The 25,140-nt window shown below is 55.5% G+C and carries 20 protein-coding genes and 3 pseudogenes; 5 read left to right on the plus strand and 18 right to left on the minus strand.

Annotated features, from left to right (window positions below; genetic code table 11):
• Nucleotides 1–163: 163 nt before the first annotated feature.
• Together BLR16_RS25665 and BLR16_RS25670 are read left to right on the plus strand one after the other, a co-directional pair.
• Nucleotides 164–646, plus strand: a complete 483-nt coding sequence (locus tag BLR16_RS25665; RefSeq protein WP_024661959.1) for a hypothetical protein — start codon at nt 164–166, stop codon at nt 644–646.
• Nucleotides 639–3,113 (plus strand): PEP-utilizing enzyme, encoded by a 2,475-nt coding sequence (locus BLR16_RS25670; protein WP_092194598.1) that lies wholly within the window; start codon nt 639–641, stop codon nt 3,111–3,113. The genes BLR16_RS25665 and BLR16_RS25670 overlap by 8 nt, the downstream gene beginning before the upstream one ends.
• Before the next feature lie 215 nt (nt 3,114–3,328).
• Here the strand turns inward: BLR16_RS25670 and BLR16_RS28695 are convergent.
• The 18 genes and pseudogenes from BLR16_RS28695 to BLR16_RS25760 form a co-directional block, all read right to left on the minus strand.
• Nucleotides 3,329–3,514: pseudogene (locus BLR16_RS28695) on the minus strand (hypothetical protein); the annotation flags it as partial.
• Between the two features lie 48 nt (nt 3,515–3,562).
• The gene (locus BLR16_RS25680) at nt 3,563–4,657 is read right to left on the minus strand and encodes a fatty acid desaturase family protein (protein ID WP_003372977.1); all 1,095 of its coding nucleotides are present in this window, start codon (nt 4,655–4,657) and stop codon (nt 3,563–3,565) included.
• Complete coding sequence (locus BLR16_RS25685) at nt 4,650–5,783, minus strand: sterol desaturase family protein (protein ID WP_074806899.1); 1,134 nt, start codon at nt 5,781–5,783, stop codon at nt 4,650–4,652. Before BLR16_RS25685 ends, BLR16_RS25680 begins: the two co-directional genes overlap by 8 nt.
• The gene (locus BLR16_RS25690) at nt 5,780–6,400 is read right to left on the minus strand and encodes a phosphatase PAP2 family protein (RefSeq protein WP_074806903.1); all 621 of its coding nucleotides are present in this window, start codon (nt 6,398–6,400) and stop codon (nt 5,780–5,782) included. The genes BLR16_RS25685 and BLR16_RS25690 overlap by 4 nt, the downstream gene beginning before the upstream one ends.
• A complete protein-coding gene (locus tag BLR16_RS25695; protein WP_072367161.1) occupies nt 6,397–7,680 on the minus strand; it encodes a F390 synthetase-related protein in 1,284 nt (427 codons plus the stop codon). Before BLR16_RS25695 ends, BLR16_RS25690 begins: the two co-directional genes overlap by 4 nt.
• Nucleotides 7,677–8,483: an MBL fold metallo-hydrolase gene (locus BLR16_RS25700; protein WP_065350908.1), complete on the minus strand. Its 807-nt coding sequence runs from the start codon at nt 8,481–8,483 to the stop codon at nt 7,677–7,679. Before BLR16_RS25700 ends, BLR16_RS25695 begins: the two co-directional genes overlap by 4 nt.
• Entirely contained in the window at nt 8,476–9,492 is a 1,017-nt protein-coding gene (locus BLR16_RS25705) for an NAD-dependent epimerase/dehydratase family protein (protein ID WP_074806907.1), read from the minus strand. Before BLR16_RS25705 ends, BLR16_RS25700 begins: the two co-directional genes overlap by 8 nt.
• Nucleotides 9,489–10,496, minus strand: coding sequence for a 3-oxoacyl-[acyl-carrier-protein] synthase III C-terminal domain-containing protein (locus BLR16_RS25710; RefSeq protein WP_074806910.1), 1,008 nt, complete (start codon nt 10,494–10,496; stop codon nt 9,489–9,491). The genes BLR16_RS25705 and BLR16_RS25710 overlap by 4 nt, the downstream gene beginning before the upstream one ends.
• Nucleotides 10,497–10,636: 140 nt before the next feature.
• Nucleotides 10,637–11,065 (minus strand): DUF2628 domain-containing protein, encoded by a 429-nt coding sequence (locus tag BLR16_RS25715; protein WP_074806913.1) that lies wholly within the window; start codon nt 11,063–11,065, stop codon nt 10,637–10,639.
• Nucleotides 11,066–11,218: 153 nt separating this feature from the next.
• Nucleotides 11,219–11,515: pseudogene (locus BLR16_RS25720) on the minus strand (RHS repeat protein); the annotation flags it as partial.
• 455 nt (nt 11,516–11,970) lie between these two features.
• Nucleotides 11,971–12,405 carry an SMI1/KNR4 family protein gene (locus BLR16_RS25725; protein WP_074806916.1) on the minus strand — a complete coding sequence of 145 codons (435 nt, stop codon included), beginning with the start codon at nt 12,403–12,405 and terminating at the stop codon, nt 11,971–11,973.
• 4 nt (nt 12,406–12,409) lie between these two features.
• Nucleotides 12,410–12,709 carry an HNH/ENDO VII family nuclease gene (locus BLR16_RS29005; protein WP_201769829.1) on the minus strand — a complete coding sequence of 100 codons (300 nt, stop codon included), beginning with the start codon at nt 12,707–12,709 and terminating at the stop codon, nt 12,410–12,412.
• A gap of 117 nt (nt 12,710–12,826) precedes the next feature.
• Nucleotides 12,827–14,224: pseudogene (locus tag BLR16_RS25730) on the minus strand (RHS repeat-associated core domain-containing protein); the annotation flags it as partial.
• A gap of 123 nt (nt 14,225–14,347) precedes the next feature.
• The gene (gene comJ, locus BLR16_RS25740) at nt 14,348–14,827 is read right to left on the minus strand and encodes a competence protein ComJ (RefSeq protein ID WP_074806922.1); all 480 of its coding nucleotides are present in this window, start codon (nt 14,825–14,827) and stop codon (nt 14,348–14,350) included.
• A complete protein-coding gene (locus BLR16_RS25745) occupies nt 14,827–19,014 on the minus strand; it encodes an RHS repeat-associated core domain-containing protein (RefSeq protein WP_080484319.1) in 4,188 nt (1,395 codons plus the stop codon). The genes comJ and BLR16_RS25745 overlap by 1 nt, the downstream gene beginning before the upstream one ends.
• A gap of 5 nt (nt 19,015–19,019) precedes the next feature.
• Entirely contained in the window at nt 19,020–19,487 is a 468-nt protein-coding gene (locus BLR16_RS25750) for a DcrB-related protein (RefSeq protein ID WP_003434883.1), read from the minus strand.
• A gap of 34 nt (nt 19,488–19,521) precedes the next feature.
• The gene (locus BLR16_RS25755) at nt 19,522–20,103 is read right to left on the minus strand and encodes a DcrB-related protein (protein ID WP_074806925.1); all 582 of its coding nucleotides are present in this window, start codon (nt 20,101–20,103) and stop codon (nt 19,522–19,524) included.
• Between the two features lie 11 nt (nt 20,104–20,114).
• The gene (locus tag BLR16_RS25760) at nt 20,115–21,965 is read right to left on the minus strand and encodes a type VI secretion system Vgr family protein (RefSeq protein WP_080484321.1); all 1,851 of its coding nucleotides are present in this window, start codon (nt 21,963–21,965) and stop codon (nt 20,115–20,117) included.
• 660 nt (nt 21,966–22,625) lie between these two features.
• Between BLR16_RS25760 and BLR16_RS25765 the strand changes: the two genes are divergently transcribed.
• The 3 genes from BLR16_RS25765 (at nt 22,626) to BLR16_RS25775 (ending at nt 25,138) form a co-directional block, all read left to right on the plus strand.
• Nucleotides 22,626–24,083 (plus strand): polymorphic toxin type 46 domain-containing protein, encoded by a 1,458-nt coding sequence (locus BLR16_RS25765; RefSeq protein ID WP_074806928.1) that lies wholly within the window; start codon nt 22,626–22,628, stop codon nt 24,081–24,083.
• On the plus strand, nt 24,080–24,376 hold the full coding sequence (locus BLR16_RS25770; protein WP_074806931.1) for an immunity protein Tsi6 family protein: 297 nt from the start codon (nt 24,080–24,082) through the stop codon (nt 24,374–24,376). The genes BLR16_RS25765 and BLR16_RS25770 overlap by 4 nt, the downstream gene beginning before the upstream one ends.
• A gap of 186 nt (nt 24,377–24,562) precedes the next feature.
• Nucleotides 24,563–25,138, plus strand: coding sequence for a hypothetical protein (locus tag BLR16_RS25775; protein WP_175469384.1), 576 nt, complete (start codon nt 24,563–24,565; stop codon nt 25,136–25,138).
• Nucleotides 25,139–25,140: the final 2 nt, after the last annotated feature.

A 25,140-nucleotide genomic window follows, 5' to 3' on the forward strand; every position in this document is an offset into this window, starting at 1 on the left:
ACTACTGAAATCCTAAAATTAGGCCTCAACAGAAAAGCTGTCTACTGACATTAATAACAGCTGTTTAACAGTGGGAGGTCTGAGCCGTTTGGCCATGCTCGTATTAAGCCCGTCGATAAATCGCTAAACTCGCCACCTCACAAGGACGACTCAAGGACCTGGTATGCCGCTCCCTTCTGACACCCTGCGCCGTACGCTGGTGATCTGGCTGTATGCCGTCGCAGTTGCGCATGTGCTGGGCAGTCTGGTGTTCACTTGGGCAGGCTTTTCCGGCTTGCTCGACGGCTACCTGACTACGCTTGAGCAGGCCTTCTGGACCGATGCGGTTCCCGCCGCTGCTCGCGCGCAACAGGTTTGGTGGATGGCGCTGTTTGGCGCAACCTTGCAAACGTATTCCGTGTACATGCTGGCGCTGGTGCACCTGGGCAACCGCCTGAAAAGCGCCATGCCCTGGGGCTGGCTGATTGCGGGCCTGCTGCTGTGGGCGCCTCAGGACATCCTGATTTCCGTGCGTGGGGGCGTCTGGTCGCACGTATGGCTCGATCTGGCGGCGTTGCTGGCGTTGTTGCCGCCGCTCATCTGGCTGTATCGCCATGACCGCCGCACTTCGGTTGTTCACGCGTCGAAGGACCCTCGTCATGTCTGACTTGCCGCTGCTGTATCTGCTGGCGGGCAACGGCAGCAGTGCCGAATGGTGGAACGACGCGCTGCCGCATTTTCAGCGGCATCGAGCCGTGCCGCTGGAACTGCCAGGCTTCGGCAATAATCCTCAGCCACCCTGCGAAGACCTCGCCGCCTATGCCGATGCGCTGTTGGCGGCGACCGTGAAGGGCAGCGCCATCGTCGCTGTGGGTGTCAATGCCTTGCTGGTCATGCATGCCTTGCAGCGCCAGCCCGGACACTTCTGCAGAAGCGTGCTGCTGGCCCCGGTGGGGGCTTTTCTGTGGCAGCGGCGCTTGCCTGCGCTGATGTCGCCGCTGCCCATTCGCAAGACCATTCACTGGCTGCTGGCCAACAAGCCCACGCTGTTTGCGCACAAGTTTTCCAGGCAGACCTGGCCAGCCGAGCACTACCAGCGCATGGGCTCCGGTTACGCCCGCTGCCGTGCTTTCGTGCCGTATTGGGATCTGTTGCGTGCCGACACCGCGCTGCCGCTGCTGGAGTGGGTGCAAGATCCCATAGAGCTGGTCTGGGGCGATCAGGACGAGGTCCTGGGTATCGAGCAGGCGGCAGCGTGGTCGGCCATTCTGGCGCGTGCCGACCTGAGCATCAGCCTGAAACCGGGCTGGGGTCACTACCCGTGGATCGACGCGCCGGCCGAGTTTGCGCAGTGGCTGGAGTCGGGCGAGCGCGGCTTCGTTGCGCACACCAAAGGCGGCCGTCTGCGTCTGGCGGCCATCGCCGGGCAACCGGTGCCCGATGCACTGTCTCTGGTGCAGGGCGATGACTCGGCCTTGCCCGGGTTTCTGGCCCGTCAGCCTGACGCTATATGGGCCGTGCGCTCATCCAGCTTCGGTGAGGATCAGGCCGATGCGGCCAATGCTGGTCTGAGTACCACTTTTCTTCGCGAGCCCAGCCACAACGTACCCGTGCGCGTTGCAGAGCTGCACAACGCTGGCGTCGAAGAGGTGGTGGTACAGCGCTTCATTACGCCGGTGCTTTCCGGGATCGCTTTCGTGCGTCACCTGTCGGTCGAGCTGGAGTGGGTGCAAGGGCATCTGGAGTCGCTGGCCGACGGTCAGGCAAGTCCTGAGCGAGCAATCATTTCCCGCCTCGGCGCGGCCTGGAGCAGCGGCGACTTCAAGCCATCCCAAGGTTTGACTGAGGAGGCGCTCTGGGACTTCCTGCAGGGCATTCTGCGCGTATTCCACTACGTGCCGGGCGACGTCGAGTGGGCCTGGGATGGCCGCCAGCTGTGGCTGCTGCAGTACCGCCCGATCAGTGACTACGGCTGGCGCCGCCACCTGACCGCCGCCAATATTGCGGAGATCCTGCCGCCCCAGCCCAGCAGGCTGGTCGAGTACGCACAGCGGCGTGCCGCAGGCAGCATCCCGGCGATCATGGCGCGTTGGGAATCACGCGTGTTGCAGGACAACGAGCCATTTACCGCACTGTTTGGCGCAGCTTCCTACATCAACAACGACCTGTTTCTCGCACGCCTAGCTGATTGGGGCATCGCCTCCAGCAGTTACGCCGATGAGGTCGGTGGCGCGACCCCGCATCTACCGTGGCGACCACTGCGTCTGCTGCGCTCATTGCCGGTGTTTCTGCGGATGCAACGTGTCGCGCGTGGCCACTTGTTGACCCTGGAAAAGCAACTGCACCGTTTCGACCGAGAGCTGCATGCCCTGACGGCCCAAGGTGCTGACGGTCAGCAATTGGCTGACTGGTTCACCCGTTTCTACGTATTCGTCGTGCAAGGCAACCTGTGCATCGCCACCTCGCTGGCCAGCAGCGGCGGAGACCTGCTGGGACGTCCACCGACCGCTTACGACGACCTGGAGCACTGCCCGCACCGGCTGCCCTGGGAAACCGACCCCGCGACTCCACGCCCGGCAGCCACTGACCTGCCTTTACAAGCCTTCCCGACCTGGCCGGGTTTCATTCGCATCGCCCACCGCGCAGGCCTGCCGGGCATGCGCGGCTACTACCTGCAAGTACGCGAGTGGTATCGCGACAACCTGATGCGCCTGTTCTTCCGCCTGCATCACGCCATGCCCAGCGCCGACCGGGAACACTGGTTTGCGCCGCATCCAGACATTCGCAGCCGTGCCGGCAGCTTCTGGCAGGACGGCCGCGAAGGCACCGAGCAGGCCACCGGTTTCATGATCTATCCTGGCCAGGTGCAAGGCATTCTGGGCGAGGACATCCTGCTGGAAGACACCCTCGACCCCGGACGCCACGCGCACTACCAAAACGCCCGCGCGGTGATTGCGCGCATGGGCGGACGTCTCTCGCACGGCTCGACCTTGCTGCGTGAACTGCGCAAACCCTCGGCCGTGCTGCCGCAGGTTGATCTGGCGTGGGTGGGGCGTGAAGTGCTGTATGTGGATGGGGAGTTGAGGTTGGTGGAAGGGCAGGCACGCAGTCGGGTTCTCGCCGACACGGTATAGCCAAACGCTTACACGCGGTGGAGGGATTTGGCCATTTCCGAACTGGTCCTTCCTGCGTATTATTGGATCCATCAAGTGGTGAACAGGAGTTCACCAGGATCAAGGATGATCGACCATCGCCTCGGAGGCGGCCGACAGGAAGTCGGGATGGTCTTGGAAAAACCCGCTTCGGCGGGTTTTTTGTTGGGTGCGATAAAGTCCTCGTCGATTTCGGATCATGTGCGCGGTGCCTTCCGCTTGCGCAGGCTCTGACGATGTTTCTTGAGGTCTTTACGGCGATGCATCTCCCGACAGATCTCCTTGCGCTCGCACCGAATGAGCGCCCACTGCACACGCAATTCGCGACCGTGCCGGCTGTTGAGCGATAAAAGGCCCAGCGATGGGAAAAGCAGACAAACAATATCAGTGCGGTCATGCCAGAAGTCGCAACGCTTCTGGCTCTGAGTTAGTCAGGTGATGTTCGTCACCTGCGTGTCCTGCCCCATACTGCGCAAGAACTTTCGCTGCTGCCTGAGCAACTCACGGTAGTCGATGCAGCGATAGTGCAGACCGTGGCGGGGGGCCAGATCGGCAATGATGTTCGCCAGTGCCGGGTAGTGTCGATGACTCCAGCCAGGGAACAGGTGATGAGTCAGATGAAAGTTCAGCCCGCCCACGGCATGGTGCAGCCAGCGTGGAGAGGTTTGCCAGTCGCAGGTTGTCGCGAAGTTATGTCGATACCAGCCGTGTGGCATCAACGGGCTGTCTGATGGCTGATAGAACTCCGCTTCTGCCCAGTGCGTGCCGAGCAGCAGAAATACCACCCAGAGAGAGGCAAGCATCTGGCTCAAAAAGTACGCGATCAGCACCGTCGTCCAGCTGCCCTCGAATATCACCAGCGGCACTATCAGTACCAGCAGCAGATGGCATGCCTTGCTGGCCAGAAATACCGCCCAGCCTTTGTTTCCCGGAAGAATGCTTTTGGCTTTGAGCGGCGTCTTCCCAAGGCGGTCCGACCAGTCGAATATCCATGAGATATAGGGCAGCGACAACGCCGCGACCATGGGCCAGTAAAGATGTTGATAACGCATGTGCTTCCGCCAGCCCTGGAAGGGCGTCTGTCGCAGGACGCCATTTTCCTCGGTGTCCAGATCGTAATGTTCAACGTTGGCATAGGCATGATGAAACTGCACATGCCTGACTCGCCAGTAATCCGGATCAATCCCGAGCGGCAAGGTCATCAACCTGCCCACCAGCCGGTTTGCCCAGGCCGCCCGGAAAAAAGCATTGTGGGTGGCGTCGTGAAACACCATCACGTTGAGTAGCATGCCTGTCAGGACAAACAGGAAATAGCAGCCCACGAATGCCCACGCATTGTGTTGCATAAGGCTCGAGGCATAAAAACCGCCGCACAGCAGGGTAAGGAGCATTGCCGTCACCTTTTGCCGAATGCTTGCGTAGCGATGGTCGTCTGCCAGGTAGGCGTGCGCCGCCTGCTTGAGGGCGTGATGAAATGCCTGTTCGCCATCGGCAGGAAATGACAGGGGGGCAAGTGACTCAGCCATGATGTTTTTTCACCGGATTTGCGGCTGAAAGGTTGTAGCCGCGAGAAGACACGGCCACCCATGCGCCGTGCAGGGCGAGGGCGACCATCGGCAATTGCCAGTAAACCTGCGACCAGCCGTAATAACCCAGAAAAAGCAACGCCAGCCCCAGGCTGACTATTAGCCAGACGGGAATACTCCAGGTCCTCGCTTCGGTCATTCCTCCCAGCGCCACCGAGCCCACCACAAGAAAGACGAACAGGACGACCTGCGGCCAAGTGATGTCGCTGTAGCCATAGCCATATTGATAGATATAGCCCACCACCAGCGCGAAGAGCAGCAACGCGCCGCTGAAAATGCTCAAACCCGAAACGCGCGAGCGGGTCGGTTCGTTCGATTTTATCGACAGTCGCAGGTAATGCAGAAAAGGTACGTTGCTGGCCCAGAACGGATTTGCGGAAGAGCGAGGCCCTCCGATTCCAAACGTGTAAGGCACATCGGGCAGCCTGGAAAATGTGCCGAACAGCTTGTCCCAGAAAATGAAAGTACCGCCGAAGTTCTTGTCTGAGTAGGTCCGGTCTTTGACGTGATGCACGCGATGATGGGTCGGAGTAACGAAAATCTTCTCAAGCACGCCCAGCCTGGGTGTCAGCGCATTATGGTTAAAGAACTGCATCGAGTAATGCAGGATCGACACTGTGACAAACACATGCAGGGGTACCCCCAGCACGGCCAGAAGAATGAAGAACGGAATCGAGGTGAGTGACGAATACCATGAATTACGCACGCCCAGGGACAGGTTGAAGTGCTCGCCCTGATGATGCACCACATGCACGGCCCAGAGTACGCCAACGTGGTGATGCAGACGGTGCAGCCAGTAGAAACAGAAATCCCAGGCCAGCAATGCGAACGCCCAGATCAATAGAGGCGGCCATGTATCCAGCAGGCCAAGGCTCAAGTACGCGGCGACAAGTCCGTAACAGATGACTTCCAGGCCACGGAACAGCCATAGCATGAGGTGGCCGGAATTCAGATTGAACACCACGTCATGCCAGTCAACCGGCTTGCGCTGCATCCACTGCAGAATGACGGCCTCGCCTGTTACGGCCAGCAGCATGATGATGATCGGAATGGCCAGATCGCTCATTGCATATTCCCTTTAAGTGCGACTGGCCTGCTTCGGCCGAGCGCATCGACCAGCATACCCGCCACCAGTGCGAGCACGGCGCCACTGACCACGTCGATGAACAGATGACGGCGCAATTGCAGGATCGAATAGGCAATGGCGACCACCCATAAGACAAACACTGCAGTACGCGCGCTACGCCTTGCTGCACTGATCCCCCAGACTGCCAGCACCATCAGGGCCATGTGCAGGGATGGCAGGCAATTCTGGGGCGAGTCCACATAGGTCAGTGCTGCCAGCAGTGTAGAGCTTAACGTTGTGCCCTCATCGACAGGGTAAACCATCGTTGTCGGCCACAGCAGATAGACCGTTCCGGCACCCAGTGCGGTAAGACGCATGGCGCGAGACAGCCAGCGCACCCGATCGAGTGGGGTCATCAGATAGCCCAGTGGAACAACCACGAAGAACGACAGGTACAGCCAGATGGCGTGCGGCGTGAATGCGATCATTCGGTCGAGCGGCGAGGGTGTCATGACCTGGCCGGTGCTCTGCAAATGGTCGGTCAGCGTATAGATCAGACCGACCGAACCCCAGCCAAGCAGCATGTGCCACAACCGAAACATCATTGGGGTGTTCATGCTTTTGCCTGCCGGACAATACGGCGTCGTTTTCGATCAAAGTTCGGCATCACGTTCTGCACCGTCAGTTGCCATTCAAGTTTGTCAGTGGCAATACCCTGTTGTGTGAACAGGGCGACAAGTTGTCTGCGGCTGTGCTCCAGTTCGGTTTGCGTACAGTCTGCAATCAGCTGCAGCCGGGTTTTCGAAAGCTGAATCAAGCGGTAGTCACTGGTCAGTGGCAGTGCATTGGCAATTGCCCGACTGCACAGGTCGGCAAAGATAATCTGCATCTCACCGTGCTGGTCGGGCAGCGAAAGCTGATCGTCGCGGCGACCTTCGATTCGGGAAATTGCCATCGAATGCTGACCACACGGGCAGGGCTCGGATTGCCTGACCAGTACATCATCCAGTCGGTAGCGTACGATAGGCTGGGTGCTGCGAGTGAAGTCGGTGATCAACGGCGTGAAGCGCTGCTCATCAAGCCACTGGGGCTCGATATGCACGAACTCTTCGTTCAAATGCAGCGTGCCATGAGAGCACGTGGCGGCCAGAAAACCTTCGGTTGCCTGATAGACCTCGCCGACCTCGCGGAACACCGTATTCAGTAACTGACGGTCCTGCGCGTCCAGGACTTCGGCAACGGAGATCACCTTCTTAACGTCGAGTTGAATCTGCCCGTCCAGAACGGCCAGCGCCAAGGCGCGTAGCACCTGTGCCGGTGCCACGATGATGGTCGGTGCCTGCGCTTGCAGGCGAGGCAATTGCTCAAGGAATGGTGAAAACAGATCGTAAAAGGCCAGGCTCAACCAGCGATTGTCCACGCTGTGGTACAGGTTGCTGTCCGCACGTAGAAAAAGTGCCACTCGCTCACCCGCGAAAATACCCTCTGGCAGCATCTTGGCAAGCATCCCGCCCGCCCAGATCTGCTGTTCCTGCGGGCTGACGACGAAAACGCCACGCTGCCCTGACGTGCCCGAGGACAGCCCGACGCTAAAGCGGCCGAGGCGTGGCGTGAAGTCGCGCTCGGCTTCGCCGCGCCTTGCGCAGGCCAGCAACTGATCGCGTTGCAGGCCCGCAGTGTTCATCTGGTCGAACTGCGTCATCATCAGCGCCTTGTCCATCAGCGGCCATTCTTTGAACGGCAGAACGCTGTAAGGCTGAAAGTACGGACTGTTGGCCAGCACCTGTCGGGCGAAGCGTTTCAGTTGCCTGCTCTGAAAACGCTCCAGTGCCTGGCGACTGGAAAAACGCAAACGACGTGCTCGCCAGTAGTGCCAGAGCGTCATCACCGGGATCATAAATCGCCCTCGTGGCACAAACGAATATCCACATGGCCTGCTGCCCACAACAGGTTCAGACGGTTCAGCGTCTGGTAGTAGGCCTTGCTGTCGTCCATCAGCACGTTGGCAAGCACAGAAGGCCCGCGTAATTCTTGATAGCTCAGCGGCGACCACGCTGAATCACTGGCCAGCAGTGTCCAGCCCTCGTCAGTGAGAATAAATGCCCCCAGGTGTCCGGCGGCATGACCTGGTAGTGGCACCAGAACAATCTGCCCGTCACTGCCCGGTAGTTCGTAGCCATGTGTAAACGGGGCCAACTGTGCAGACAGGCTCACCTGCTCAAAGCCCTCCACGAACTGCAACGCTGCTTCGAAACCTTCGGGAATCAGTCCTGGTACGAAGGCGCGCTTGAGCGCGGCGATGCCACGTAATGAGCGGGTTTTCTGCCAGCCTTCGCCCGAGCAGATAAAGTCGAGATGACTGAAGTCCCGCAGGCCGGCGATGTGATCGGCATGAAAGTGGGAAATAATCAGCGCCTGAATGTCGTTGGCCGCGTAACCCGCATTACGCAGCTGATCCAGCAGCGTTTCACCCGCATCCAGGTATACCGGGGTAACCTGGCTGTAGATGCGGAACACCCCTGAACGGGTATGCTCCTGAAAATGGTTGGCATAGCCGGTATCCCATAACCAGCGGCGATCGCCGACCTCCAGCAGATACGCCCTGGATGGAAATTTGCAGACCCGCAGGCCAGCGCCTTGCAACGCCATGCAGCCGATATGCGTGCAGTAACCCACTTCGAAAGTGGTGATGCTAGCCATGGCGCTTCACCGCTTGAGACTTGAGCCATTGCCCAGTGAGCTGAATACTTTCTTCCATCGTATACCGAGGTCGGTAGCCCAACTCTTCAATGGCTCGCGTCTGGCTCAGGGTCATATCGAAGTTCACCGCTGCCACACTGTAGCGGGTCAGCACGGGCTCCTTACGCGTTACAGAGGCCAGCAACTCAAGTGCAATCGCCAGTGTGTGAAGCAACCTATAGGGCATGGGCTGAACACGATAACGAAGGCCGAGTTGATCGTGCAGTAACAAATGCAACGTATCCACTAACCGCATAGGCTGGTGATTGGTGATGTTGTAGGCGGCGCCTGAAGACAAAGAATTGTTATGGCTGGCCAGATCCATGGCGTGCACAACGTTCAGTACAAACGTCAGGTCCAGTACCGCCTCACCACCGCCGGGCAAACGCAGCACGCCGCGGTCGCGTTCTATCTGGCCCAGAATCCGGGGCAGAATCACCCGGTCATGGGGGCCGAATAAGCCACGGGGCCGCAGGATAATAAACGTGGTCTGTGGATAAAGCGGTACCAGCGCCTGTATGGATTGTTCTGCCTGGTACTTGCTGCTGGCGTAGTGATTGGCGAATCGTCGGGCACGGTATTGCTCGTCAATACGCTCATGGTCTTGAAAGTCGAAATAGATCGCAGGCGTGGATATGTGCACGAAGCGCGAAACGCCGCAGCGGCCCGCTGCCTCGGCCAGCTTTTCTGCGACGACTACATTGGCCTCATGAAACTCGGCCTCGCTACCCCAGGGAGAAGACTTTGCCGCGCAGTGCCAGACCACGTCACTGCCGAGCATCAATTGCTCGCATTGCTGTGCTGTAGCCCGGGTCAGATCCAGGGCGGTGAACGCCGCTCCTTGTTCTCGCAGCAGATTCCCCACTGCCGAGTCACGTCCGGTGGCATGTACCCTATGGCCTGCATTCAATAGCCACTCTGCCGCATTGCGTCCGAGGCCACTGGTGGCGCCGGTCAGCAGAACCTTCATGGCAGCAGCACCATGCCCGCCAATGTCAAACCGGCAGCGGTACCGATCAGCATCACGGGTTTGCCGGGTGTAAAGCGGCCGGTGGTAAAAGCAGTATGCAGCGCCGTCGGAATCGATGCCGAGACCTGGTTACCGTGATAGCGATAAATATCCACCAGTACCTCAGGCCGTACTCCAAGCCTTTTTCGCATGTGCTCAAGCGAAAGATGGCTGGCCTGATGGGGGACCACGGTGGCGATCTCGGCAAGCTTCAATCCGCTCCTTTCCAACAGGCGTGCGAGGTAGCTCTCGATCAACGCGGCAGCCTGACGAAACAGCTGCTTGCCCTTCATATGGAACAGAAAGTCACTGTCAGTCATGCCTGTACGCGGATTGCGGCGTGTACCGCCTGCTTGAATCTCACACAGGTCGCTGCCCTGTGGATAAGTCTCGGACAGGCTGCTCAGAATGCCGCTGCTGCCGTCACCGCGTTCGACAATGGCGCAGGCTGCTCCGTCGCCGAGGATCAGCGAGCTTTCTTCGTCATCCCAGTCGATACCGCGTGAAACGAGATCTGCCGACACGACCGCAATGCGTTTGTAGATCCCCGCATTGAGCAAGCCGGCAGCGACCTGTAGCGCTGTAATGAAGCCGACGCAACTGCTGTTGATATCAAAGCCGGGAGTACCCGACGGCAGATGGGCGGCCTTCAGAATCAGTGCGGCCGTGCAGGGCAATGCTTGCATGGGTACTGCTGATGCCGAGATCAGCAGATCAATCGAGTTCGCCGGAATCTGCTCCCTGGTCAAAGCGTCCTGGAGCGCTTGCGCTGCAAGTTCGGCCTGGCTGGCATCGAGTGTTGCGTGAAACCGGCAATGCACGCCCGAGCGCTTTTCGACATAACCCGCAGGCTTGTTCAATAACGTGTCCAGCGCAGACGAGTCCACTCGATTTGCGGGCACCGCTACGCCAGTCGCAATGACTTTCAGTGGCAGCAAGGCTGCGGGGGAAGAGGGCGCTGTCATTGGAGTCCTGGCTTCGCATCCATGTGGCAATTACCTGAATGACTGATTCAAATATAACGCTGGCTGAACATGGCATGGGTCGATGAACCGCGAACCCTCATGCTCGGCAAGGGTAGAGTGTCATCGGTTATCTTTTCGGGTTAAAGACGCATGCCCTTGAACGGGTTCCAGCCTTGCTCGCCTTTTACTTCTTTGAGGTAGTACGAATAATTGACGGTCAAGGCATACATCAGCGAGAAGGCCACATTCAGACCTCCCCCCAGCGCGTAAGGAACCTCGGTTCCCAAAAGCGTACATACCAGAAGGATCAAGGCGTTGGTCGCGAGCATTATGCCAATCAACGCAATGCCTTTTTTCCACAGGCCCAGCACGAAGAAATAAATGGGGCCAAAGAAATACGCGATGACGTTGAAATTGATCCGCATTTTCTTCCTGAAGCCAGGAAGTGATTTGAGGCCGGCCTTGAACCGCGGGTCGTTCGGCGCACCGTACGTCTCGAAGAAATTGAAGCGCTCCTGCCACCTGGCGCTGTAGGTGCCAGTGTTGCGCGTCTGATCTGCTGTGCTCATGGTGCTGCTCCTGATGTTCCATTGGGGTGACGTCTTTCTTCCGGGAAATCCTGTGTTCTGGCGTTTTTATGATCAGGGTGCTGAGTGTATGGAGTTTTCGGGTGGTGTACTACGCCGATGCCACTCGATTCTTCCGCTCTACACCCGCTAGGTAAAGTTGTAGGTCGCATCGTTTTCGTTGGTCAGGGCGACGAGGCGAATGGCCTTGTCGTATTCGTAAGTGATGGTCTGGCCTTTGGCATCCTGTCGCCATTTGGGCAGGCCACGGCCGTTGCGCAGCAGTTGGGTGGTCTGGCCTTTGCCGTCGGTGTGGGTCAGGACCTGGCCCAGTTCGTTGTAGGTAAAGGTCTCGCTGTTGCCATCCGGGTGGTTGATGCGCAGCACTTCGCCGTCGGGCTTGCGTTCCAGCGTGGTGGTGTTGTTCAGGGCATCGGTGACGGCGAACAGGTGATCGAATTATTCGACATTGACGAGGTGCTCGCTGCACCTTTGATGTTGATAAGGCAATCCAAGTCGCTTTCATGGCAAAGTTTTTATCACCTTGGTACAAGGCTAGGACGGTATTGAAGTTGCCCATCTCAGTCAAATTTTTAAAGATCACTACTGTGGCGATAGGGCTATCTCATCGTGAAAATGCAAAGCCTCTAAAAAGCCAGAGTTACAAAATACTAGCAACAAGCTTTCTTACAAGCTTCACTTAGACTAATTATATTTTTTGCAGTCTAAATGAGTCTATTCTTATTAGGGCAAAGGCTAGCAGCAAAAGCCAGATGCCCTATCAAAAAGAAAATAAAACTTCCTACTCTGTTTTTTCAAAACCCTCTGCAGCTAATTCAATATGAATGATTTGGACCTAAGCTTAAATCGCAAAGGTTTTTATTTGCGCAGCATTAATCGTTAAATCGTCAAGCCTGTTCGAAATAACTTTCCAAGAAGTCGTTAAAATTTGCCCACTGAGGTCTCAATTTTCCTTGTTTGAAATCCAAGAGCTCATTTCCCAAAGATACGCTAAGTACCTCGCCAGTGTCTCTATTATAGAAATAGCCACTTTCGCCTTCGAAGCTATCTAGCGGAATATACTCCTGTGGGAGCTGCAATGTTTCATGTGTGTTCTTCAAATCTAAGTCAAAATTAGTATTTTTAGAGAACCAGCATACCTGATATATTTCCTTTCCGTGCTGCATGAATGTTGGACCGTCTTCTACGTGTAAGTAGAACTGAGCGAAATCAGACGATAAGTCAATACCCAGCTTCTTGAGCTCCACTTCATAATCTGCGCTTGCATCTTCATACCACCAGCCTTGTTGCTTAAAAAAATCTATCAGTTTTTTCGATATCATAACTTTATCCGCAGTTTCCCGAAAGCTTAGGGCTCCCGGCTCTTCTGTTAATTTCTGTTTGCGCACGTCCTTCCCAGTAAGCGCCGCGATCACCGTTGAATAGGTCTCTATTAACAGGGTTGATCGGATGCTGTGCAGGTAGATGAGGATGCAACGCGTTAGTGTTACCAAATTTTTTATGTGTATCGGCAGATAACTCGAAGAGAGAGCCTAACCCATCTTGTTTAGAATGATGGAGATTAAGCTGAGAATAACTGCCATTCTTAACAACAAATGGACTTCTCCCCTCTGATGCGAGATCCAAGTTGGTCTTTACTCCTTCCCTTGTATTGACAGGTAGGTCCCAGTCTATAACTTGCTGATAAACTGTATGTGTACTACCGGATGGAGCGGTGAATGAGGAGGGTGTAAAAAATCCAGTTAGTCCAAACGGATCAATCCATCCGTTGGTATTAGGGGCATACTGATAAAGATTAAACCCACCCAACAACCCAATCGGATCCTGCGTTATAAACCGCCCAATCTCCGGGTCGTAATACCGAAACGTGTTGTAATGCAGCCCCGTCTCGACATCAAAATACTGCCCCTGAAACCGCAGGTTCTGCTCAACCTCGTTCACCACCAGCTTCTCAACCGCTCCCCATGCCCGGTACTTCGCCTGCCAGACGATCTGCCCTTCGGCATCGGTCATTTCCAGCGGTGTACCAATCTGGTCGGTGTGGAAGTAGTAGACCTTGTTCTCGACTTCGCCTTCTTTCTCGTCAACACGCGCCAACGGTGCATAGCTGCCGGGCTCGTAGATATACAGACTGCTCTGGCCGGGACTTTCTTCGCGCAGCATCCGCAGGCCTTGCCAGAGGAAGCGTTTGTGGTCGGTGCGGCCTTTGATCTCGGACTGTTTGGCGACTCTTCGGCCAAGGCTGTCGTACTGGTAGCTGCTGGTGCTTTCCACCTGCGTGTCAGCCATGGTCTCGGTTTTGACCAGGCGGTTTTCGCAGTCGTAGGTGAAGGTCTGCCAGCGCACGATGCCGACGACTTTTTCGATCAGGTTGCCCCAGGCGTCGTATTTGTACTCGTGGTTCGCCCACTGTTTGAGGCGGTTGTCTTTGACGTGATCGAAGCGGCTGGTGTTGAAGTTGAGGCGGTTGGCCGCAGCGTCGTAGCGGAACTCTTCTCCATCGACCACTCGGCCGGTGTTGCGCGCTAGCAACTGGCCGTTGGCTTCGTATTCGTACTGGGTTTCGCCGCGCAGTTTGTCGAGGGTACGGCTCAGTTCACCGGCCGGGTCGTATTCGTAGCGGCGGTGAACCGGGTTGTAGGCGTGTTCGACGTAGCGCTCTGGTTTTATGAGCGGGTTCTGAATCTGTGACAGTTTTTCCGCAGGCAGGGTGGTTGCGTACTGCCACGCTTTGCGGCCCATGCTGTCGTAGCCGAAGCAACTGGTGAGTTTGCCCTGGGTGCGGTAGACCTCGCGGTGCAGGTCGTCGCGTTCCATGTCGCTGATCAACTGGCCATCGAGGTTGAGCTGATGCAGATGACCGCTGCCGTAGTACAGGTGGTTCAGGTGCTGGCCGGTAGGAAGGGTCAGCGTGGTCAGGTTGCTGAGCGGATCGTACTCGTAGGCCAGCGCGCCCTGAGGCGTGGTTTCTTTGACGAGGCGGCCGAGCAGGTCGTAGGCGAAGTCGATCTTTTCAGCGGTGACGCCCAGTTTTCAGCCTAAGTCCGTCGGCTTACGTTTGATCGATAGCAGTCGGTCACCGTTGTCGTATGCATAGTCCTGACGCACGTCGTCGTTTAGCTTTGCCAGCAGACTGCCGATTGAAAAAAGAAGGGCTGGCACAAAGTTGACAGCCCCTTTTTTCGACCAAGATTTTAAAGAGCTATATAGTTCAGAAAATTTTGACGGCATCATGGCAGAAAATGAAAACCAATAGCTTGGAGACTAAGCAACGCCCTTAACCAGTGACTGTCCCTTTACCCCACCCCATGGATCATCCATAAGATATTTTGCATCAAGCTCACCATCGGAAGGCACAAACGTGAACTTATAAAAAATTTCATCACCTTCACAAATTTCATAGTAAAGAGCATATTGGCGCTCTTCGACATCTAGAACGACTTTGGCTTTTTCAGCAGCTGAGGCAACCTCTAATTCGTTTCTTTTTGAAACAAAAAAGGGGACTACTATGCAGCGTTGAGTTTGTGTGTCCAAATTAAATTTTGTGTCTAGAGACAAGCTTATATTTGCACCAAATGCGTCATCTGGTAGGGGGTCAAATATTACGTAGTCTTTATGTATTACTGCGCCTTGATCAATATTTAGCTTACCCCATTGGCTCGAAGCTTCGTCATAGGCACGTGACCGAATTTGAATTTGGCTATGAGATATGAGTAAATCTACTACTTGATTAGAATTTGCCATTAGAAAACCTCTACTTTAATTTTAGTTCCATTTGGAAGGCCTGAAAGCACATTACCAATACTAGATCCTGCTCCTCGATTGTCACTAGGACCGATGTGTCTAACACTTGCACCGCTCCCTCCCTCTTTAAACATGGCCATAGGCCATTCGTCGCGATCTTTTAACTTCATTGTTTTAACGTCTTTGAGGCTTGTCTTTCTATTTAATTTTGCTGCATCTCTCTGAATGGTAACTATGTACGGCTGCCCGCCATTGATTGCGTCTTGTATGTGGCCAAAGGTTTCGGGATATTCGGAGCGTTTTAACCTTAAAAGGTAGTCGTGATCAACGGCATCTGCTTTTATCAAGGTACATCCGGCTAGACCCGTCACGTCAATCCAGCGAATTGGATTTATATTGTACTGGTACAGGTTATACCCTCCAGCCAACCCAATCGGATCCTGCGTAATAAACCGCCCAATCTCCGGGTCATAATACCGAAACGTGTTGTAGTGCAGTCCCGTCTCGACATCAAAATACTGCCCCTGAAACCGCAGGTTCTGCTCAACCTCGTTCACGACCAGCTTTTCCACCGCACCCCACGCCCGGTACTTGGCCTGCCAGACGATCTGCCCTTCGGCGTCGGTCATTTCCAGCGGTGTGCCAATCTGGTCGGTATGGAAGTAGTAAACCTTGTTTTCTACCTCGCCTTCTTTCTCGTCAACACGGGCCAGCGGCGCATAGCTGTCGGGCTCGTAAAGGTACAGGCTGCTCTGGCCCGGACTTTCCTCACGCAGCATGCGCAAGCCTTGCCAGAGGAAGCGTTTGTGGGCGGTCTGGCCTTTGATCTCGGATTGTTTGGCGACTCTTCGGCCTAGGCTGTCGTACTGGTAGCTGCTGGTGCTTTCCACCTGCGTGTTGGCCATGGTCTCGGTTTTGACCAGGCGGTTTTCGCAATCGTAGGTGAAGGTTTGCCAGCGCACGATGCCGACAACTTTTTCGATCAGGTTGCCCCAGGCGTCGTATTTGTACTCGTGGTTCGCCCACTGTTTGAGGCGGTTGTCTTTTACGTGATCGAAGCGGCTGGGGTTGAAGTTGAGGCGGTTGGCGGCGGCGTCGTAGCGGAACTCTTCGCCGTCGACCACGCGGCCGGTGTTGCGCGCCAGCAACTGGCCGTTGGCTTCGTATTCGTACTGGGTTTCGCCGCGCAGTTTGTCGAGGGTGCGGCTCAGTTCACCGGCCGGGTCGTATTCGTAGCGGCGGTGGACCGGGTTGTAGGCGTGTTCGACGTAGCGCTCTGGTTTTATGAGCGGGTTCTGAATCTGCGACAGCTTTTCCGCAGGTAGAGTTGTGGCGTACTGCCACGCTTTGCGGCCCATGCTGTCGTAGCCGAAGCAACTGGTGAGTTTGCCCTGGGTGCGGTAGACCTCGCGGTGCAGGTCGTCGCGCTCCATGTCGCTGATCAACTGGCCATCCAGGTTCAACTGGTGCAGGTGACCGCTGCCGTAGTACAGGTGGTTCAGGTGTTGACCGGTAGGCAGGGTTAGAGTGGTCAGGTTGCTGAGCGGATCGTACTCGTAGGCCAGCGCGCCTTGCGGCGTGGTCTCTGTGGTCAGTCGCCCCAGCAGGTCGTAGGCAAATTCCAGTTTCTCGGCGGTGACGCCCAGTTTTCTGCCGGTGTCCGTCGGTTTGCGCTCGATTGACAGCAGTCGGTCGCCGTCGTCGTAGGCGTAGTCCTGACGCGCGTCGTCGTTGAGTTTGGCCAGCAAACGGCCTATCGGGTCGCGCTCCAGATGGGTGCTGCGCCGTGGCTGTTCGCCTTTCTCGCCGTAGCCGATTTCCTCGACCTGTGTCAGGTGCCCGCCGAGGTTGTAGCTGAAACGGCGGGTGAGGTTATCGATGCGTTTTTCTTCGATCAGACGGTCTGCATCGTCGTAGGCAAAGCGGTAGGTCGCATCGTTTTCGTTGGTCAGGGCGACGAGGCGAATGGCCTTGTCGTATTCGTAAGTGATGGTCTGGCCTTTGGCATCCTGTCGCCATTTGGGCAGGCCACGGCCGTTACGCAGCAGCTGGGTAGTCTGGCCTTTGCCATCGGTGTGGGTCAGGACCTGGCCCAGTTCGTTGTAGGTAAAGGTCTCGCTGGTGCCATCCGGGTGGTTGATGCGCAGCACTTCGCCGTCGGGTTTGCGTTCCAGCGTGGTGGTGTTGTTCAGGGCATCGGTGACGGCCACCAGGTGGTGGCGCTCGTCATAGCGGTAATGCGTGCTTTTGCCCGAGCAGTCCTGAAAGCGCTGCACTTGCGCCAGGTTGTTCCACCACAGGTATTTGGACTTGAGCGTCGGGTCGACGATGGTGTGCGGCAGGCCGTCCTCACCGTTGAGGTATTCGGTCTTGTGGCCCAGCGCATCGATCTCGGCAACGAGGTTGCCTTTGGCATCGTAGTTGGCCTTCCAGGTACTGCCATCCGGGTAATCGACCTGAGTGATCAGCGTCGTCAGGTGGTGGTACTGGTAGCGAATACTGCGGCCCAGCGGATCGGTCTCCTTGAGCAACCGAGCGAACTCGTCGTACTCGAACGCCAACTGATTACCATCGGGCAGGGTCAGCCCGGTCATGTTGCCGGTATCGTCGATCTCGATGACGTAGTGATCGCCACTGTAGTCGCGGCTCGAGGTGACGCGATGGTCCTTGTTGTAATGAATCTCCTGCTCGCGGCCCAGTACGTCGGTGACCCAGGTGGTGCGGGCCTCGCGGTCGTAGCGGAAGTGGAAATGCTCACCATCGCTGGTCTGGTGTTCGACGACACGTGGCTGGCCGTCGATGGTTTCCCAACGGTACTCGCAGGTCAGGCCCAGTGCGTTGCTGTGGCGGGTCATGACGCCATCGGTGTAACTGAAACGGCGCACTGAATCACCGTTGCGGTTGAACACTTCTGCAAGCTGACCGTTGCTGTCGTAGTGGTATTGAACCAGGGTTTCGACAGCCTCATTGTCGACGATGCGCTTGACCGAGGTCAGGCGTGTCGTCACTTCGTCGTAATGCAGGTGCACGCGGATCCCGCCCGTCGCGCTGATGTCGGTCAGCGTGCCTTGTTCGGTGCGGGTGAAATGCAGGAAGTGACCGAGTGCGTTTTCGATACGATCCAACGGAACCGGTTTGTTGTCGTCAGGCACTTCGCCGAAGTAGAAGAAGATGTTGTCCAGCGTCTGCAGCAGGTAGTGACCACCCTGCGTGCAGACCAGATAAACCTGTTCGTGAGGGTTGTAGATGCGCTGGCCGGGCGCTATGTCCACGAACGGTACGGTGCGGCCCTGGTTGTCCGTAAGGTAGAGGAAGCTGCCGCGCTTGCGCAGGCTTTGCTCCCACGGCAGCACCCAGCCTTTGCCGAGTACGCTGTCCACATTCAGATTGCTGGCGTAAAAACGCGACCATTCGATGGGCATCAGGCCCGGCAGGCTGAAGTCGATTTCATCCGGGATCAGCTTGCGGCCAGTCGTGGTGTCGACCGGATTGCCGCTCAGGCCGCCGATGGCACTGCGCATCACAGGCTCAACCACGTAGCGACTGCCCACTTCGCCGGCGACGAAACCTGCGGTGAACTTCATGGCGCAGGGCAGCACTGCTTTCATGCCTGCCTGCGTTCCGGCCTTGATCAACTGGGCGATACCACCTGCCGCACCCGCCACGGCCATCAGCACATCGACGGTAGTGCGCAGCCAGCCTGGAATTTCGTCGTCCACTGGCAGATAGCGATACCTGCCGCCGCCGATAAATACGTTGTCGGAGCCGCCGGAGATGGTCGCGCCACAGGTCAGCTTGTCGCCTTTGCGCGCCGCCGCCACACTGTTGATGAAGACGTTGGTCGAACCCTCGGCAATCTTGACCGGCCCCGGATGCTTGTCACAGGCACCAATGCTTTTTTCAACATGCGCTGCCTTGCGGTTGTTGATGTACACATTGGGTGAGGCCGTGATGATCGTGCCGGAAGGGGAGGAAAACATACTCCCTATCGCCTCTCCTGCGGCGGTGAGCAGGCTACCTCCGACGCCTGCTGCAAGTCCTGCCAGAAGAGCCACGCCGAACCCGCACGTGAAGGTTGCGATCGCTACCGTCGCGATGAGCGCAATACCGAGCACAGCCCCGATCAGGAAGCCCCCCAGGGCGCCGGTATGCGATATTTCGTCACCAAAGCGCGCGGCCTCGAACATGAGCGTTACTCCTGTTCGCTACCGTTGGCTGGAGAGGTATCAGACACGCGAGGCTGGAAACTGGCCAACAAGTTTTCCCAATCCTGGGTCTGCTCGACACTGAAGTCCGTCTGGGACGTGGTCGAGAATACGATCGCGCGCTCAGGCTCGATCAGAAACGCCGCCTGACGTTGATAGTAAGGACGCCCTTCGGTCATGTAATACGCGTCGATCTGAATACCTTCGAGAGGGGCCACGGTCGATAGCGAAACTGCTTTTCTGTTCAGCAGCGTGTAACCGCGTAGCTTGGACGAAAGCATTTTGACCTGGCGATCAACATAGGTTTTCAGGTGCTCGGAAGGTAGCAGAGTGTCTCTGGAAACTGTAATGCTCAGCGGGGCAGGCAGCGTCGAACCCATGACGAACATGTTCACTGTGCGGTCCTGAAATCCCTCTGGCAGCTTGATACTGCCTTCGTGCAACTCGTAGTCCATGTGATAAGAATTCCTGAAATCAAAAAAGAAACAATCACTGTGCGGCGAGACCGCCCAGCATGCTATCGAAATCCGCCAGCCAGAGGCTGAGGTCCGGCTTGGTCGGATCGATCAGGCAAGAAATTTCCAACCACTGCAGCACATCCTTTCCGGCAAGCGGAACAAGCGCACCTACCAGTCGTGCGTGTTGTTCTGCGCTGCCTTCTTTGAAGTGGAAATCCAGCGCTTTCGCAGTGCAGCCCACCAAGATGCAGTCCCGCCGACGAATAATACGGAGTTGAGGGTCGCGCTCACGAAAGGTCTGCACCGAGCTTTCGAAAAGTGCTTCCAGCGCCTCACCCTGCATTACGTCTCTGCGTTTGACAGACAACATGAGCGGCTCGCCTTTGTACTCAAGCGTAACCTGGACATCACGAAACAGGACGCCGTCAGGAAAGGCCAGATTAAAGCCACCAAAATTGAAACTGCTGGGCACGTCCTGCAATGGCGTGATCGGTTCTGGCTCAGGCTCGGGGACAGCTTCAACGACCGGAGCTTCCAGCGCCGCCTTGCGTGCTGCCTCCTCATCCGCAATACGTTTTGCGGAAATACGGTCGTAGAGACTTGTTCGTTCCATGCCCTGCGTTCTCACTTGTTGATGTCGACTCGGTCACCTTTGACGAAGGTGCTCTCGCCAAGAACATTGATCACTTTGCCTTTTATCTGGATGCCTTCCGGAGTGATCGAGATGCTGCTATCGCCCACTTTGAGAAGGATGTACTGCTTGGCATCCACCTGAATGAATTGGTTGTCGACCTTTAGCGTAAACGACCCCTGCTGCACGTTCGTCACAGTATCTTTCTGGATGATTTCCGTATTCGTGCCGCCGACCGTCACCTTGCGGTTATTGCCCACCTCGTGCTTTTCATCCAGCTCGATCTCGGTGTCCATGTTGCGCTCGGCATGCACAATCACCTGTTCGGCACCGGCCTTGTCTTCGAAGCGGAAGAAGTTGGCTGTACCGCCATCACCCTTGGCCGAACGCGTCAGGAAACCGCTTTGGGTCTTGTTGGCAGGCAACGACCACGGCGGCGTATTCTGGCTGTTGTACAGACTGCCCATGACAAGCGGACGGTCAGGGTTGCCATCAAGGAAAACGACCACCACCTCGTCACCGACGCGCGGGATCTGAATGCTACCAAAACCGCCGCTGGCACCGGATTGAGCGACGCGGACCCAGCAGGAGCTTTTGTCGTTGTGCTCGCCTTTGCGGTCCCAGTGGAACTGAATCTTTACGCGACCCAGTTCGTCGGTAAAGATTTCTTCTCCGGGCGGACCCACAACGATAGCGGTCTGCGGCCCGGAAATGACGGAGCGATTGGTAGTGAGCTGCGGGCGAAAAACTATCTTCTTGCGTACACAGGAGAAGGTGTTGAAGTAGCTGGCTTGCTGACCGTTGAGATAATTGTTGTGGCCTTCGCTATCAATAAGAACGAGCAGAAATTGACGATCTTCAGGCGAGCCCTGATCGTGGTCGTAATGCTGCAGCAGTTCGAAGGTATAGCCAGGCTTCATGGCGCGACAGTTACTGGCCCCTCGAAAGCTCTTGCCCCTCAACTCAAGCGCTTCAACGCGCAAGCGCAACAACGCCTCACCTTCATCATAAGTGCCATGGGTGTACTGGCCGGGGAAGTCGTACACCTCGAAGTTCTCAACGTCACCCTGCTGGTTCAGACTGTTCATGGTCACTGGCAGTCTGTTGTTAGGCTGACGATAGTCGAACGTCTGAACCGCCATTTTTCCTGATTGCAGCCTGCGGTCGCCGTTCCAATCGGTGATGGAGTCGGCTGTCTCGGTAACAGATGCCGAATGGAAGCGTATCTGGGGCTGTTCCGGCAAGGGCACCAGCGTGGTGGAGTCGTCACAGATGATCATGGTGTGGCCTTCGGCGGTATGCTCGAAGTAATAGAACATCCCTTCTTCTTCCAGCAGGCGCTGGACGAAGTTGAAGTCGGATTCGCGGTATTGGGTGATGTAGGTATAGCGCTTGAGAGGCTTGCTCAGGCGAAACTCATGCTTGGAGAACGCGGTACACATCGCGAACACTTGGGTAACGACTTCCTCAACCGTATTCCCCTGGAAGATACGCGTGTCGAAGCGGTTCTTCAGCATCGAGAACCAGGGGTTGAGCGTTGCCGTGTATTTGGCCATGCCGCCGTCGCTGCCGCCACTGGCAAAGCGCGTGAGGTAGCCAGCGATGTAGCGTGGCGAGCCATCGGCCAGTTCGATCTCGATGACCACATGTTGGCCCATCATCGACTTCAGCTCGACCCCGGAGTCCTGACACACCAACAGCAGGTCAAACTGGTACGCCCGCGACAGACCTTCAGTTCCTCTGAACGACTCCAGAAGCAATTCCTGCTCGGGGTTGGCGAGGTTCTTGAATTTGAAAAGGCGCCGGTTCTGCGGCGAAAGCATCGCGGCAAGGTCCATCAACATGTATATCTCCTTGAGGGCAGGGAGGCCAGCACCGCCGGGTTTAGCGGCTAACGATTACGAACTGACAAGTCACGGCTTAGGTCTGGTGCTTAAGTATCAATCATTTAGGGCATTGGATTGACATTAACCATGGATGTGCAACGCGCCCTAAACCTCCGAAAATCTCGTAGGACCAGGGCTACAGACGCATTCCACATCTCGCAAATACTGCAGCGTGCGACCATAAATTAGTGTGAAAGTGCCACTAGCTCAGTAAAAATACCCTACATCTCTCATAAAACCGTTACAGTTCTTATCTTAAAGTATGAAAGGAAACACCGTGGCGCTGCGCCGTGTCAACCACAACCATGCGGCTCAGGTGTTGGCGGTGATTTTGATGAAGACACGCTATCTATGGGCGTTTTGATTCCACCGAGGCCAGATACTTTTTAATGGGTAAATACTCGGTATTCACAATGGTTTAAGTGAAGACTCGACTGGTTGATGGCTTAACGGCATCATTGCGGTCTGTTTCGCAGATGAGAAAAATGAGCTTACCTTGAAATTCAGCTCAAATATTCAGGTCTGACAGGCGATATACGCACTGCCCAGCCCACGCTGATTCGTGGTCACGCAAGGCACCGGTGCTAGCTTCCTTCAACCCAGGACTGTGACGTGTAAATGGACCTATTAGCCAATGTTCCTAGCTGGGATGACATCGAGCGAAACCTCGATGATAAATTCAATACGCTAAACCAAGGCTACAGCGATGGGCTGCAGAGCGCTCACGACAGCTGGAATGGCTTTACTCGACGCGTCAGTACCACAGCCACTCAAGCCTACGGGTATATGGGAGGCAACAGGATTGACTCGGTGAAAGCAGCGATGCGGCTTTCCCAGCCCATTATCGAGTCGAATCTCAAGCGCAAGTGGGCGTCTATCGAGATCGAACAGATCCTCCCTGTACTGCTGCAACTGGTCAAAGAAGTGGCGATGATTCTGGGCGGCAGCGTTGCGGTCGGCACCATTGCTGGCGGCGTTGCTGGGTCGTTTTTCTTTGGCGTAGGCGCCGTGCCGGTAGCAGCAGCGGGGGCGGGTATCGGGCTACAGGTTGGCAATCTGATCCTATTGACGCTAGGCCTCGCCTCTATCGCTGAGTATTTCTACCAAGGCCTACCCGCTTGCCTTGCAACACTGCAGGAAGGCTTTGCTACCGCCTGGCATGCTGACGAAGGCCTGAAACCCGAGGGCCTCGACCCTACCGGGGGGTCGGCATACGTAATGCAGGAGCGCATTGATCGCGCTGCCCGCCAACTTGCAAAGGGCCAAGAGCAACTGGTACTGCTGCTCTTTACTGCTATCGTGACCTACGTGACACGTGGGCAGGTCAAGGCAGGCCTCATGGGCAGCATGGATAGCATCGCAGCACGCAGTACCAAGCTTCAGGCTGAGATTTCGAACAAGCAGTTCGCGAATTGGTTGGCGCGTAATGAGCAGAAGTTGTTGGCTCAGCCGGAGTTGAGGGATACTGAGCCGGTGTCTTTCAAACAACCAGATGCGCAACAATATGATAAACAAGAACAACCCGCTGCAAGACCGCAAGCGAAGCCAGCCGAAAAGAAAGTGCTGGAGGTACAATCGCGCCGAGATTATCTGAACAAAAGATTTGGTCGTACTGGTGATCTTGTACAAGATATTTATATTCGTGGAAATCGAGAAACTGCTGTTGACTTTTTCAAGTCGCAAGGACTCAAGCCTGTCGATTACGAAAAATACATGTCTGGACTAGATTTTACGAAACCGGTCTATGTCGAAACGATCAACAGAGGCAAGAATCTTTGGCAGTATCAAGTGCCAGGCGGTGTGCAAGGGGTTTGGTTCTCGCCAACGCCGAATGTTGCGCCGGGCCAATTAGGAATCAACCCACTTGGTAAAATCTACAAAACTGAGACAGTGGTGCCGAAAGTATTGAATGTTTATCAATCCACTGATAAAGTAACGTTGCTAAGGAGTACGTCTGCACCCGTAGTTGATACATGGTCTATACGCCATCAGCCTTATGATGCAATAGGGGGAGCTAGACAAATGACGGCACTCCAGAAAGAATTGTTTAAACTCATTGCGCCGGGCCAACCATGATTATTAAAGCGCCGATTGATTATATTAAAAAAGCTATCGAAGTAACTGTGGATAGACGTGACAAGTGCCCTCAGTTTCCGGTGTACGATATGCTCCTTGCTCAGCTCGACTATGTGAAAGCCGTTTTTGAGGGAACAGAAAAAGATAAGTCTAGGCTTCATCAATTGAGTATAGGTGCTATTACGTCAAAGGAGTTTGAGGAAACCGACCCAGAGTTGGACCGAGCTTTAAGGGATGCTCACTATGTTGCTATACAATCAGCTCGCGGATTGAAAATTATACTTCCCGACTAGTATCGAATTTTTTAAAAGCGGTGCTGGCGTGGAGTACTTGCGCATGTACAGCTTTTGAAAAGTTTGCATTAGCTCTTACGAGAAAGATGATTTCATACGAAGAGATGACGCTCAAGTGTTGTTGCTAGTATGGTGTTTCACAAGTACCCATGAAAATATGGTCTATGCTCATCTGAAACCGATAATATGCACGAGCACTATGCTAGGCAAGATCCTGATTTTGTTCCTTATGAAGCTCAGCGTAAGGAAGCAAAAACGTTTGAGGCGCAAGGCCTCTCTCAAAAGGAAATAGTAGACTATCTTGCAACGGAAAATGGGCAGCTATATTTGGATAAATTGCAAGCAGCAGCGCCAGAAAAATCTTTTGATGAGATAATCAACCGTGCTATAGGCCAAATTAAGTCTGGCAGCACAATTCCGAAATTAGTTGTTACGGATTCCCCACTGGTAAAAATTGTACCAGTGGGGAAAGAAGTTAGCGACTATTCTCCCTTCTTTACTACGATGGACGAATTACGAAGAGCCAGTCAAAGCAAAGCTACGCTCGCTGACCTTTTTGGCCTTCCTTTAACCAGCGAAGCATCGAAATATTCTGTATTCGAAATAACACCAATCAAGCCAACAGAAGTTTTTGTGAGCAAAGTCGCACCGACTACCGAGTTTGGTGGAAGCGTTGCTAGGTCCGGAGATGTTTTTCAGAGCATAGTGACTAATCGTGGTGAATGGTCTGCGCCTAGGCTAATTGGCACGTTGGATAATTAGGG

The sequence above is a fragment of the Pseudomonas sp. BS3767 genome (assembly GCF_900099665.1).
Lineage (GTDB): Bacteria > Pseudomonadota > Gammaproteobacteria > Pseudomonadales > Pseudomonadaceae > Aquipseudomonas > Aquipseudomonas cerasi.